At 64.6% G+C, this 11774-nt stretch carries 12 protein-coding genes; 8 read left to right on the forward strand and 4 right to left on the reverse strand.

Annotation, left to right across the window (positions count from 1 at the left end; all coding sequences use genetic code 11):
• Window positions 1–307 precede the first annotated feature (307 nt).
• Complete coding sequence (locus CBW50_RS12085; protein ID WP_086145783.1) at window positions 308–526, forward strand: osmotically-inducible lipoprotein OsmB; 219 nt, start codon at window positions 308–310, stop codon at window positions 524–526.
• A 96-nt stretch (window positions 527–622) separates the two neighbouring features.
• Here CBW50_RS12085 and CBW50_RS12090 read toward each other — a convergent pair whose 3' ends face one another.
• The gene (locus CBW50_RS12090; RefSeq protein WP_086145784.1) at window positions 623–1387 is read right to left on the reverse strand and encodes a Crp/Fnr family transcriptional regulator; all 765 of its coding nucleotides are present in this window, start codon (window positions 1385–1387) and stop codon (window positions 623–625) included.
• A gap of 200 nt (window positions 1388–1587) precedes the next feature.
• Here CBW50_RS12090 and CBW50_RS12095 point away from each other — a divergent pair, with 200 nt between their 5' ends.
• From CBW50_RS12095 to CBW50_RS12105, 4 genes are all read left to right on the forward strand, one after another.
• Window positions 1588–2250, forward strand: a complete 663-nt coding sequence (locus tag CBW50_RS12095) for a glycine zipper 2TM domain-containing protein (RefSeq protein WP_086145785.1) — start codon at window positions 1588–1590, stop codon at window positions 2248–2250.
• Window positions 2251–2417: 167 nt separating this feature from the next.
• On the forward strand, window positions 2418–2690 hold the full coding sequence (locus CBW50_RS12100) for a hypothetical protein (RefSeq protein ID WP_086145786.1): 273 nt from the start codon (window positions 2418–2420) through the stop codon (window positions 2688–2690).
• A 187-nt stretch (window positions 2691–2877) separates the two neighbouring features.
• Window positions 2878–3024: a lmo0937 family membrane protein gene (locus tag CBW50_RS28825; RefSeq protein WP_121670992.1), complete on the forward strand. Its 147-nt coding sequence runs from the start codon at window positions 2878–2880 to the stop codon at window positions 3022–3024.
• A gap of 142 nt (window positions 3025–3166) precedes the next feature.
• Entirely contained in the window at window positions 3167–3847 is a 681-nt protein-coding gene (locus CBW50_RS12105; protein ID WP_086145787.1) for an OmpA family protein, read from the forward strand.
• 166 nt (window positions 3848–4013) lie between these two features.
• Here CBW50_RS12105 and CBW50_RS12110 read toward each other — a convergent pair whose 3' ends face one another.
• Both CBW50_RS12110 and CBW50_RS12115 read right to left on the reverse strand, forming a co-directional pair.
• Entirely contained in the window at window positions 4014–4556 is a 543-nt protein-coding gene (locus tag CBW50_RS12110) for a GNAT family N-acetyltransferase (protein ID WP_172404747.1), read from the reverse strand.
• Between the two features lie 384 nt (window positions 4557–4940).
• The gene (locus CBW50_RS12115) at window positions 4941–7769 is read right to left on the reverse strand and encodes a pitrilysin family protein (protein ID WP_086145789.1); all 2829 of its coding nucleotides are present in this window, start codon (window positions 7767–7769) and stop codon (window positions 4941–4943) included.
• A 277-nt stretch (window positions 7770–8046) separates the two neighbouring features.
• On the opposite strand from CBW50_RS12115, the gene CBW50_RS12120 reads away from it, so the two are divergent.
• From CBW50_RS12120 to CBW50_RS12130, 3 genes are all read left to right on the forward strand, one after another.
• Window positions 8047–8325, forward strand: coding sequence for a hypothetical protein (locus tag CBW50_RS12120; RefSeq protein WP_086145790.1), 279 nt, complete (start codon window positions 8047–8049; stop codon window positions 8323–8325).
• An 82-nt stretch (window positions 8326–8407) separates the two neighbouring features.
• Window positions 8408–9955 (forward strand): TerC family protein, encoded by a 1548-nt coding sequence (locus tag CBW50_RS12125; protein ID WP_086145791.1) that lies wholly within the window; start codon window positions 8408–8410, stop codon window positions 9953–9955.
• 67 nt (window positions 9956–10022) lie between these two features.
• Window positions 10023–10601: a DUF3617 domain-containing protein gene (locus tag CBW50_RS12130; RefSeq protein WP_086145849.1), complete on the forward strand. Its 579-nt coding sequence runs from the start codon at window positions 10023–10025 to the stop codon at window positions 10599–10601.
• On the opposite strand, the gene CBW50_RS12135 is transcribed toward CBW50_RS12130, so the two are convergent.
• Window positions 10589–11662: a porin gene (locus tag CBW50_RS12135; RefSeq protein ID WP_319017216.1), complete on the reverse strand. Its 1074-nt coding sequence runs from the start codon at window positions 11660–11662 to the stop codon at window positions 10589–10591. The genes CBW50_RS12130 and CBW50_RS12135 overlap by 13 nt on opposite strands.
• Window positions 11663–11774 lie beyond the last annotated feature (112 nt).

The raw sequence follows: 11774 nt of genomic DNA on the forward strand, positions 1-11774 counted from the left end.
GGCGCTGCTGCCGCTGGTCAACACCGGCCCCGGCAACGACAGCGAATGCACCGCGCTGCTGGCCCGCGCGCGCGCGCAGCCGGTGGCGCCGAAACCGGGCAAGACGCCGCGCAAAAGCCGCTGATGGGTGCGGCAGCTGGGCGCTTTTACAATTGTTACACCCCTATGTGCGTTGCCGAACAGACCCTGCCTTGCCACAATTCTATTCTGTGATCGTGCCTGAAACACCCGAGACGTGGCGATACGAACGACCTTCCCGCGCATACCATGCCGGCGCCACGAGGTCCGAATTCATAGGAGATTTATCATGCAAACCATCAAAAAACTCGCCGCCACCGCTTCCGTCGCCACCTTGCTGCTGAGCCTGACCGCCTGCGCCAACATGTCCAACCAGGATAAAAACACGGCCATCGGCGCCGGTGTCGGCGCCGTTGCCGGCTCCGTGCTGACGGGCGGCAGCGCCGTCGGCGCAGTCGGCGGCGCCGCCGTCGGCGGCGTGATCGGCAACCAGGTCAAGCCGAAGTAACCGGCCGGCGGAAAAGCGGGGCGGGCGCGCAGGCGCCTGCCCCGCTTTTTTGCGTCCGGCTGCCGTTGCCGCTATTGAAAAATTACTCTCAAGAAATTAGACGAAGACGTTGGCCATGCCGATGGGGCCGGCATCCTTGACCAGTTCGTAGCAGCGGCAGGACACGGCTTCCAGGCCCGCCGAATCGAGGATCTCGATGTTGCCGCGACTGTAGCTGATGAGTTTTTGCTGTTGCAGCGCACTGGCCGCCTTGGTCACGCCGACCCGCCGCACGCCCAGCGTATGGGCGAGGAATTCGTGGGTCAGGTGGAATTTTTCCGACTGCAGGCGGTCGCGCGTGATCAGCAGCGAACGGGCCAGGCGCGCTTCGAGCACGTGAAAGCGGCTGCACACGGCAATCTGGATGGCTTGCGCCAGCAGGGTGTCGGTGTAGCGGTACAGCAGGCGCTGCAGGGAATCGAGGCGGACGAATTCGGCGCAGAAGTCGGCCCGCGCGATGCGGCTGGCCGTGCCGGAACGTTGCACCACGGCACGCACTTGCGCCAGGTCATGCCCGAGCGCGACGGAGGCGCCCAGCACGCCTTCGCGGCCGACGGAACCCACCTCGAGCGTCATGCGGCCTTCCGCCACGGCCAGCAGCGAAATCAGGCAGTCGCCGGGAAAATAGATGTAGTCGATGGCCTGGCCAGGTTCGTACAGCACGTCGCCCACCTCGACCGTGACGGTGTGGAACAGCGCCGACAGGTGCCGCAGGTCAGGCTCGGGCAGGCTGGCCAGCAAGCGGTTGCTGGCGGCAGGCGTGCTCAAGCCGGTACGGCCCGTGTCGCGGGACAGGTTCAAGCTGGCGGTCATTGATGGCATTGCCTTTTCCTGGTCGTCGTTACAACTCGACATAATTTTTACCTAGCGTACGGCGCGGCACCGGTCCTGTATGTACGGTGACGCACGGAAGCGCGGGACGCGGCGCAGCACACTGACTGCACCGGCTTGCGATACCGGCCTGGCCAGCCCGAACACACGCAGTACCGGATTCATTATTTTAAAAAACCAAGGAGCATTCCATGACTACCACCACCAAATCCCTCCACCCGCTGGTCCTGGCCGCCGCCGTCGCCGTCCTGCTGTTCTGCGGCGTCGGCACGGCCGCCCTGATGGGCTGGCTGCCCGCCTCGCAGGGCGACACGCAGCCGCTGCCGGCGAGCACCTCGGCCGAACAGATGGCCAGCCTGCAGGCGAACCAGCCGAACCAGGCGGCCGCCATGCAGCCGCTGGCGGCCCTGCCGCAGCAGGCGCAGCAGCCACAGCCCATGCAGCAGCCCGCTCCCGCGCGCCAGCCACAGCCACAGCCACAGCCACAGCAATATGCTGCCGCGCCGGCGCCGCAGGTGTGCAGCAACTGCGGCGTGATCGAAGCCATCCATGAAGTCAATACGCGCGCCGAAGGCAGCGGCGTCGGCGCGGCCGGCGGGGCCGTCGTCGGCGGCTTGCTGGGCAACCAGGTCGGCGGCGGCCACGGCAGGCAGCTGGCCACCGTGCTGGGCGCCGTTGGCGGCGCCGTGGCCGGCAACCAGATCGAGGGCAGCGTGCGCGCCACGCGCAGCTACAACATCGTCGTGCGCCTCGATAACGGCAAGACGCGCACCGTGCACCAGAGCGCCGCGCCGAACTGGCGCCAGGGCGACCGCGTGCGCGTCGTCAACGGCGGCTTGCGCGCGCTCGGTTAAGCGTGGCACGGCGGCCTTGCCGCCAGCGCAAGTTGCAAAACAAACACACGCCCGGCCCGTCCGGGCGTTTTCTTTTTGACAATGTTCGTTGGCGTACAGATGAGTTGCCCATGACGCGAGATGATGCACTCAGGAAATCTCAACCGTGCTCACTTCAAGGAGATGCGATGAATCACGACAAGACAGGCAGCAACAGGATCTGGCTGGGTTTTATCGGCGGCGGCATGCTCGCTACCGCGCTGGGCTTTTGCGCGCTGGACCTGGCGCCCGCGGCCGGCAGCGCGCCCGTGTTCGGCGTCATGCTGCTGCTCACCGGCGGCATGCTCAGCTGCCTGGCGGGCGCCGTCGGCATGGCCGGCATGCTGGCCTGGCTGCCGGGCATGGATGCCGGCCCGGCGCTGGCGCGCGACAGCGGCGCGGCAAATAAGCTGGCTAAATAAGGCTTGTGTACGGCAGCGTACAGATAGTTTCAGAAACAAAGTAGACAATAAGTCATGGCATCAACGTTGCGCGATATGCAGGGCAACGCGAATGACAAAACAACGATGGCAGCGCCGCCCGCTACCTGCTTGCAAGCCGGAAACAGGCCCGCGCCGCCATCCACACACTACTCACGGAGGACACATCATGCTCTACACAATCGCAGTAGTACTCATCATTCTTTGGCTGCTGGGCCTGGTAACATCCTATACCATCGGCGGCTTCATTCACATCCTGCTCGTCGTGGCCGTGATCATGATCCTGTTGCGCCTGATTAGCGGACGCGGGCTCTAGCCCGCAAGCGTCAGCACAGGCCGGGCGGTGCACGTGCAAACGGGCGCCGCCTTTTTGCGTGCGCTGGCAAGCCGGCCCATTTTGCAGTAACGTGTGCGGGTAGTTCTGGGTAGGTCCCAATAACAAAACAAGGAGAAAATCCATGAAAGCATTCAAAAACGGCGCTGGCGCCAAATCCCTGATCGGCATGCTGGTCCTCGCGCTGGCCGCCACCGGCTGCGCGGATATGTCCGCAACGCAACGCGGCACGGCCACGGGCGCGGGCATCGGCGCGGGCCTGGGCGCCCTGATCGGCGGCACCACCGGCGGCGGCAGCAGCGGCCGCACGGCCGGCGGCGCCCTGCTGGGCGCGGCCGCGGGTGCCGTGGTCGGCAATATCTGGTCGAACCGCATGGAAAACCAGAAGCGCGCGATGGAGCAAGCCACGCAAGGCACGGGCGTGCAAGTGTCGCAAACGGCCGACAACCGCCTGAAAATGGAAATCCCCAGCGATATTTCCTTCGACACCAACCGCGCCGACATCAAGGGCAACTTCCGCCCCATCCTCGACCGCTTTGCCGCCACCCTGAATGAAAACCCGAACACCACGGTCAGCATCATCGGCCACACGGACAGCACGGGCAGCGATTCCATCAATGAACCGCTGTCGGTGGAACGCGCGGCCCACACGCGCGACTACCTGTCCATGCGCGGCGTCTCGCCCACCCGCGTCGTCACGGAAGGCCGCGGCGCCCGCGAGCCGATCGCCTCGAACGCGGATGCATCGGGACGCGCACGCAATCGCCGCGTGGAAATCTATGTAGCGGAATTGGCGCCACGCTAAACTTCCGCCAAGATGAACTGACACCATGCGGTTCAGGGCCGGGCTCTGTATCCGACAGAACCCGGCCCTTGTCATTTGGGCGTGACGCCGCCTTGATGCGCGGGACATGGACGCCTGCGGAGGCGGAGAAGTCCCGTCCGGGCCCGGCGCCCGTCTGGCCGGCAGTTTACCTGCAGCGGGCGTACAGCAGGCATTGTCTGGGTTCCTCGGCAAGATTTGGCAGGACCAAGTGTCGCGCAAGCTTTCCTTCAAGCACAAACCCGGCCTTTTCCAGGGTGCGCGCCGAGGCACGATTTTCTGTATCACAGCTTGCCTGGACGCGAAAACAGTGCGGCAGCGCCAGCGCGGCCTCGCTCACGGCATGGACGGCCTCGGACATGAAACCGGCGCCCCAATCCTTGCGTTGCAAAACGTATCCGATATCGATCATGTGATCATGCAAGCTGGCTTCCAGCATGCCGATAGCCTGGTCCTCCTTGCCCTGACGGGCCAGGACGTAGGGACGGCTACGCCCGCTATCCCATTCCTGTATGCAATATGCAATAAAGGCTTCCGTGTCGGCGATGGCGCGGTGCGGCCGCCAGACCATATAGCGGACGACGTCAGTATCTTGAGCATACGCATCAAAAATAACGGCGCTGTCGGATGTGCGCGGCTTGCGCAAGGTGAGCCTTGGCGTGCGCAATACCTCTGGCAGAGACAGTAACATTGACAATCCTCGGTACGGTTCAGTAATTTGTAAAAAAATCAACAGCATGGATGTGCGTCAGCCGTGGGGCACAGCGCCTGCGGGGCCGCGGCCAGTTCTGCGGGCGATCGCCGCGAGGCGATCACTGCGCGCATTTTTTGCCGGGAGGTGCGTTTGGCAAGCTTATCCGCCATGTATTGACAGCGCGCGGATGCAGGACCATGCAGGGAGATCATTTCGCCTCCGCGGCGTGGCGTTCCAGGGAGGCCACCAGGACAGTCTTCGACGAAGCCTGCCCTCTCGCCATCGACAGCGGCCGGCCCGTGCTGGCATTGCCCCCGGCAAGCTGGCGTCCAGCTTGCCGGGGGCATGCGGAGTGCCGGCTATTTCTTCATGCGCGGCGCTTTACCTGGCCGTGCCCGCCTTGGCGCCGCCTTCCTTGGCCACCTTGGCAAAATCGCCCGCCGTCACCACCGACACGGCCGCTGGCTTCAGGTGCTCGCGCAAGGCCTGGTTCACTTGCGCCAGGGTCAGGGCGGATACCTTCGCTTCCAGGTCCTTGTCATAGGCCATGGTGCGCTCTTCGGCAAGGTAGCCGGCCAGTTCGCGCGCCAGGCCGCTGTCCTGCGTGCGGCCCACTTCCTGCGATTGCAGCCAGCCCTTCTTCGCTTCGGCCAGTTCCTCCTGCGTGAAGCCGTCGGCCAGCGCCTTGGCGATTTCCTCGCGCAGGGCCGCTTCCACCTTGACGGTGTTTTGCGGCGCGCTGATGGCGTAGGCCATCCAGTAGCCGGCCGGCTCGCGCGACGGCACGGACACTTGCGAGCCGACGCCGTACGACAGGCCTTCCTTCTGGCGGATGCGGTCGGCCAGGCGGCTGCGCAAGGCGCCGCCGCCGAGCATGTGGTTGGCCATCAGCAAGGCCGGATAGCTGGCGGCGTCATCCTTGAGGGGAATCGGCTGGATGGCGAACAGCACGCTGTTGGCCTTGTCCGGTGTTTCCAGCGTGACTTTCTCGCCACTGACGGGCTTGACGGCGTCGGGAATGCGCACATACGGCTGCTGCGCCTTCCAGCTGCCGTACAGGCTGGCCACTTGCGCCTTCAGCGCGGCCGGGTCGAAGTCGCCCACGGCGGCAAAGGTGGCGTTCGACGCGCCATAGTAGGCGCCATGGAAGGCTTTCACATCGGAAACCTTGATGGCTTTCCATTGCGCCAGCTCGGCCGGCAGGGTGGCCACGTGGCGCACATGGCCTTCCGGCGTGGCGTCGAGCAGGCGGCGGAAGGCGTTCACGGCCAGCGGCTGCGGCTCAGGCAATTCCTGCTCGGCGCGGCCCACGCGCTCGCGCTGCAATTCCAGGAATTCCGTCTCGTTCAGGGCCGGCTTTTGCAGCACTTGCGCCAGCAGGTCCATGGCGGCCGGCAAGTTCTCGCGCTTGCCCGTCAGCATGGCGGTCACGCCTTCGGCGCCGCCCGAGATGGCCACTTGCATGCCCAGCTGGTCGAACTTGTCCTTCACTTCCTGGCGCGACAGTTTATCCGTGCCGCGCGACAGCAGATTGGCCGTGTAGCTGCCCACTTGCCCCTTGCCGCGCAGACTGTCTTCGCTGCCGATCTGCAATTTCAACACGACGCTGACGTTGCCGCCCTTGGTTTTCTTCGGCAGCAAGGCGCCTTTCAAGCCGTTCGGCAAGGTGAAGCGCTGGGTGCGCGCCTCGATATTGTCCGGGCTCGGGTCGAACGCTTCGCCCTGCGCCACGACGGCGCGGCCCGTGTAGCCGGCCAGCTGCGGCGCCACGTCGGCGTAGGCCGGCACGACGGTGCGGTCCGGCGCATCGGTGGGGATGAAACGGCCCAGGGTGCGGTTCGAGCTCTTCAGGTATTTCTCGGCCGCCGCCTGCACCTGCGCCGTCGTCAGCTTGTCGAGCTGGTCGCGCTGCAGGAAGAACAGGCGCCAGTCGCCGGCCGCCAGCGACTCCGTCAGGGCGATCGTCATGCGCGCCGTGTTCGAGGTGATCAGTTCCACCTGCTTGTTCAGCTGTTGCTTGACGCGCGCCACTTCCGCATCCGTGATCGGCTGCGATTTCAGCTCTTCCAGCACTTTCAGCATGGCCGCTTGCGCCGCGTCCAGGTTGCCATCGACGGGCACGAGCGCGCCGAACAGGTTGTAGCCCGGTTCCAGGTTGCTCACCGAGTTGTATTCGATCTTGCTGGCCAGCTTGGTTTCCACCAGCGCCTTGTGCAGGCGGCCGGCGGGCGCGTCCGTCAGCACATGGCCGAGCACCTCGATGGCGACGGCGTCCGGGTTGCCGGACGGCGCCACGTGGTAGCCGGCGCCGACGAACTGCGTGCCGCCGCTGCGGCGCACCGTCACGGCGCGTTCGCCATCCTGCACGGGTTCAGCCGTATAAGTCGGTTCGATCACGCGCGTCGGTTTCGGGATCTTGCCGAACAAATCATTGATCTGCTTCAAGACCTTGGCTTCATCGAAGCGGCCCGCCACCATCAGCACGGCATTATCAGGCTGATAATATTTATGATAAAACGCGCGCAGGCGGGGAATGTTGACCTGCTCGATGTCGGAACGGGCGCCGATGGTCGACTTGCCGTAGTTGTGCCAGTCATAGGCGATGGCCTGGATGCGTTCGCTGGTTACGCCGATCGGGTCGCTCTCGCCCATCTCGAACTCGTTGCGCACGACCGTCATCTCGCCCTTCTGCGTCTTCGGGTTCCACAGGTCGTTCTGGTCGATGGCCGCGTTGACCATGCGGTCCGCTTCCATCGCCAGCATCTGGCGCAGGTTGTCGTCGTTGGCGGGGAAGGTGGCGTAGTAATTGGTGCGGTCGTACCAGGTGGTGCCGTTGAACTGCGCGCCCGTCGAGTTCAGGATCTCGACCGGGGTTTTCGTGCCCTTCCTGACGCCGAAGTTGGCGCTGGGCTTGAACAGCAGGTGCTCGAGCAAGTGGGCCATGCCCGTTTCGCCATAGTTTTCATGGCGCGAGCCGACCAGGTAGACGATGTTGGTGGTGAGCGTAGGCTTGCTGGCGTCCGGGAACAGCAGCACGCGCAAGCCGTTGGCCAGCCGGTATTCGGTAATGCCTTCGACGGAGGTGACTTTGACGGCGGCGGCGAGCTTGCCGGTTTTCTGGGTCGGGGCCGCTTCCACGGGGGTGGCGGCGAATGCCAGCGAAGGCGACAGGATGCCGGCGGCAAGCAGGAGGGCAGTAATTGGTTTCAAGGCGGATTCCTGGTAACACTACGTTTAAAGATGCGCAAGCGCAATACGATACGGGCGCAAAAATTGCCATGGACCCGCGCTGCGTCTTCGCCGCCCAGGGAAATGATTGCTCTCGCAATTTACGGCATACTTATCAGTTACGCAAGTACCTGTCATGGAGCGGTTATATGCGCGTGTTATACTCCACGGTTCCAGAACTATCTGCCTGTATATGAGACGAGCTCTCGTCCTGCTCTGCCTTTTTGTTTTCATCGCTTTGCCCCAGGCGTTTGCCAGCATGGCCTACGCCAGCCCTTCCCCATTCCAGCAAGCAATTGCGGCCGGCGTCTTCGCCACGCCCGCCTCCGACATGCATGGCCACGACGCCAGCGCCCATGCGGGCCTGCCCGGCGACAGCTGCGCCTTGGAAGAGTGCGACAACGACCCCGTCACGCCGTACCCGAACCCGCGCCTGGAGGCGCCGTTTTGCGCCATCATTTGGCAAGCGGGACCGGGTGCACTTGCCGAAGCGGACGTGCGGACGGCCACCCGGCCGCCGCGCGTCCGCCACGGATAGCGCCGCACGCATCGCATTCAGGCCTGGGGCAGGTTGCCTCTAGGCAAGCTTTATTTTGATTTAACTTTACAAGGTTACACACATGGAATGGTTATTTGACCCGACAATCTGGGTCGGCCTGCTGACGCTGGTCGTACTGGAAATCGTACTGGGTATCGACAACCTGATCTTCATCGCCATCCTGGCCGAAAAGCTGCCGCCGCACCAGCGCGACAAGGCGCGCGTGCTGGGCCTGACGCTGGCCCTCGTCATGCGCCTGGGCCTGTTGTCGCTGATTTCCTGGCTGGTCACCCTGACCACGCCCTTGTTTGCCATCTGGACCTTCTCGTTCTCGGGGCGGGACCTGATCCTGCTCGTCGGCGGCCTGTTCCTGCTGTTCAAGGCCACCACCGAGCTGCACGAACGCCTCGAAGGCGTCACGCACGCCCAGACGGGCCCGAAAGTCTACGCCGGCTTCGGCCTGGTGGTGGCGCAGATCGTCGTGCTCGACGCCGTCTTCTCGCTCGACGCCGTCATCACGGCCGTCGGCATGGTGGAAAACCTGTACGTGATGATGGCCGCCGTCGTCATTTCCATCGTCGTCATGATGCTGGCCTCGAAAGTGCTGACGCGCTTCGTCAACGCCCACCCCACCGTCGTCGTGCTGTGCCTGAGCTTTTTACTGATGATCGGCCTGTCCCTGGTGGCCGAAGGCCTCGGCTTCCACATCCCGAAAGGTTATCTGTACGCGGCCATCGGCTTCTCCATCGTCATCGAGTTCTTCAACCAGCTGGCGCGCCGCAACATCCTCAAGCTGCAGTCGAACGCCCCGCTGCGCGACCGCACGGCGCAAGCCGTATTGAGCCTGCTGGGCGGGCGCAAGGGCCGCGAGGCGGCCGAGGAGCACGAAGTCAAGGAGCTGCCCGACGTCTCCGCCTTCGGCGTGGAAGAGCGCAACATGGTCAGCGGCGTGCTGACCCTGGCCGAACGCTCGATCCGCTCCGTCATGACGCCGCGCGGCGACGTCTCGTGGGTGAACCTGAACGACAGCAGCGAAAAGATGCTCAAATTGCTGCGCGATACGCCGCACAGCATGATTCCTGTGTGCAATGACGACCTCGACAACGTGGTCGGCATCGCCCGCAGCAAGGACCTGATCGAGGATCTCGTCTCGCACGGCAAAATCGACCCGGCCAGCATGCGCGAAGCCATCGTCGTGCCGGAAGCGGCCGGCGTGCTGAAAGCCATGGAAACCCTGAAACGCTCGCGCGGCCAGCTGGTCCTGGTGGTCGACGAGTTCGGCACGGTGCAGGGCGTGCTCACGCCGATCGACATCCTCGAAGCCATCGCCGGCGAATTCCCCGACGAGGACGAGCAGCCCGACGTGGAAGTGCTGGGCCCCGGCCACTGGCGCATCGACGGCGCCACGGACCTGCATTACCTGGAGCAGGTGTTCGAGACGGCATCGCTCGTCAGCGAAGACGGCGAGTACAACTCGCTGGCCGGCTTCCTGCTGGCGCACTTTGAAAACATGCCGGCCGTGGGCGAAGTGCTGGAACTTGGCGATCTGCGCTATGAAATCGTCGAGGCCGACGAGCGCCGCATCGCCTGCGTGGACGTGCGCCGCATCGAGCCCGATCACAGTTTGTAACACAATGGCAAGCGTGCCGCGCTTGCCATGCCGTATGCTGGGGTCTGCCTTTTCCGGAGACGCCAAGATGAAATCACCCCTGCTACGCCTGACCCTGCTCGCTTGCGCCGCCTTGGGCGCCCAGGCCGGCGCCCAGGCCGCCACGCCGTCGACCACCATCAAGCCCGGCCTGTGGCAAGTCGACAGCAAGATGGCCTCGCCCGACGCCGCCACCGACAACGCCATGTCCATGGTGTTGCAGCAACTGGGCAACCTTCCCCCCGATCAACGCAAGCAGCTCGAAAGCATGGCCGCCAGCCGCGGCATGGCCATGCCCAGCGTGGGCGCCGACGGCGCCGTGCGCGTGACGGCCTGCGTGACGCCGGAGATGGCCGCGCGCAAGCAGATTCCCACGGGCCAGCCCGGCGATTGCACCTCAAGGAACAAGGACATCGCCGGTGGCATGCAAGTGTCGTTCAGCTGCGCGAACCCGAAATCGAGCGGCGAAGGCAAGGTGATGTTTACGGGCGACCAGGCTTTCAGCATGCAGCTGGCGGTGACGACCAGCGCGCGCGGCGCGCCGGAACAGGTGAATGTGACGAGCAACGGCAAATGGCTGGGGGCAAGCTGCCCTGCCCCATCCGCCGCGGCCGGTCAGAAACCGTGACGGAAGCCCAGGTTGAATGCCGCATCGCCGCGTCCGGCGTCGCTGGCGTTGCCCACCGTGTAGCGGGCGCCGTTCTTGTTGTGGATTTTCGCGTAGGACGCATAGAAATCGCTGCGCCTTGACAGCGAATACGTGAGGCCGACGGCCACCTGCGTGGCGTCGCGGTTGGCCAGGTCGCGGTCATCCTTGTGCACCCAGGACGCCAGCAGCTTGAAGCCGCCCGCGGGCACGGACACGCCCAGCAGGGTGTCGCGGCTGTCCGAGGACGACATCGACAGGGCCAGCGAACTGTAGGCATTGCTGGGGTCCCACGGCGAACTGCCATAGCCCTTGTTGACGCCCACGGCGGCAAAGGCGGTGGCCACTTTCAGGTCGACATTCGCCGCGATCAGGGTGTTGCGGGAAGACATGTCGATGGCGGGCAAGGTGCCGGAAGCGAGGATGAAATTGTTCTTGCGCTGGTGCGACACGCTCACGTTCACGGCGCCGGCCGAATAGCCGAGGGTGGCGCCATATGCGCGGTTGTTGGCGCTGCTGTAGGGCGACTCGCCGAAACTGTAGATGGCGCTGGCCGTCACGCCGCGCAAGGCGGGCGTCACATATTTGACGGTATTGTCGTAGCGTTTCACGCTGTAGCCGGCCAGGTTGCCGGCGCTGCCGGCCATGCCGCCCTTGAACGGGTCGGCCACGTCGGTAAGGGCCAGGTATTGCAGGTTGTACTGGCGGCCCAGGGTCAGCGCGCCCAGGCGGCTGTCCAGGCCCACGTAGGCCTGGCGGCCGAACAGGCGCCCGTCTTCCGACTGGCCCGTGTCGTTCTGGATGCCCGCTTCCAGCGTAAACACGGCGGAGACGTCGTTGCCCAGCGCTTCGCGGCCCTGCACGCCCAGGCGCGAGCCAGACGCGACGCCGCCCGAGACCCTGGTGGCGGCGCAATTGGCGGCACAGCCCCGTTCGGCCACGATGCCCGCATCGAGCACGCCATACACGGCAATGTTACTGGATGCGGCGCTGCCCGCGCCATCGGCGGCCTGGGCCGCTGCGCCCAGCGCGAGTGGCCCCATCCCTATCACAGCAAGCGCAAAATACGAGGTCTTCATGATAAATATCTCGGTAACGTGAGTTGAAACTGCCGGGTATTGATCAGGACATGCGCTCGGTGTCTGATCTTAGTGT

It is taken from the genome of Janthinobacterium sp. GW458P (assembly GCF_002127585.1).
Classification (GTDB): domain Bacteria; phylum Pseudomonadota; class Gammaproteobacteria; order Burkholderiales; family Burkholderiaceae_D; genus Janthinobacterium.

Bases quoted from the DNA above. Each gene is read 5' to 3' on its own strand.
- CBW50_RS12135 (WP_319017216.1), bottom strand. From the start codon at position 11,662: ATGGGGCCACTCGCGCTGGGCGCAGCGGCCCAGGCCGCCGATGGCGCG.
- CBW50_RS12100 (WP_086145786.1), top strand. From the start codon at position 2,418: ATGAATCACGACAAGACAGGCAGCAACAGGATCTGGCTGGGTTTTATC.
- CBW50_RS12130 (WP_086145849.1), top strand. From the start codon at position 10,023: ATGAAATCACCCCTGCTACGCCTGACCCTGCTCGCTTGCGCCGCCTTG.
- CBW50_RS12120 (WP_086145790.1), top strand. From the start codon at position 8,047: ATGGCCTACGCCAGCCCTTCCCCATTCCAGCAAGCAATTGCGGCCGGC.
- CBW50_RS12090 (WP_086145784.1), bottom strand. From the start codon at position 1,387: ATGCCATCAATGACCGCCAGCTTGAACCTGTCCCGCGACACGGGCCGT.
- CBW50_RS12125 (WP_086145791.1), top strand. From the start codon at position 8,408: ATGGAATGGTTATTTGACCCGACAATCTGGGTCGGCCTGCTGACGCTG.
- CBW50_RS12085 (WP_086145783.1), top strand. From the start codon at position 308: ATGCAAACCATCAAAAAACTCGCCGCCACCGCTTCCGTCGCCACCTTG.
- CBW50_RS28825 (WP_121670992.1), top strand. From the start codon at position 2,878: ATGCTCTACACAATCGCAGTAGTACTCATCATTCTTTGGCTGCTGGGC.
- CBW50_RS12110 (WP_172404747.1), bottom strand. From the start codon at position 4,556: ATGTTACTGTCTCTGCCAGAGGTATTGCGCACGCCAAGGCTCACCTTG.
- CBW50_RS12095 (WP_086145785.1), top strand. From the start codon at position 1,588: ATGACTACCACCACCAAATCCCTCCACCCGCTGGTCCTGGCCGCCGCC.
- CBW50_RS12105 (WP_086145787.1), top strand. From the start codon at position 3,167: ATGAAAGCATTCAAAAACGGCGCTGGCGCCAAATCCCTGATCGGCATG.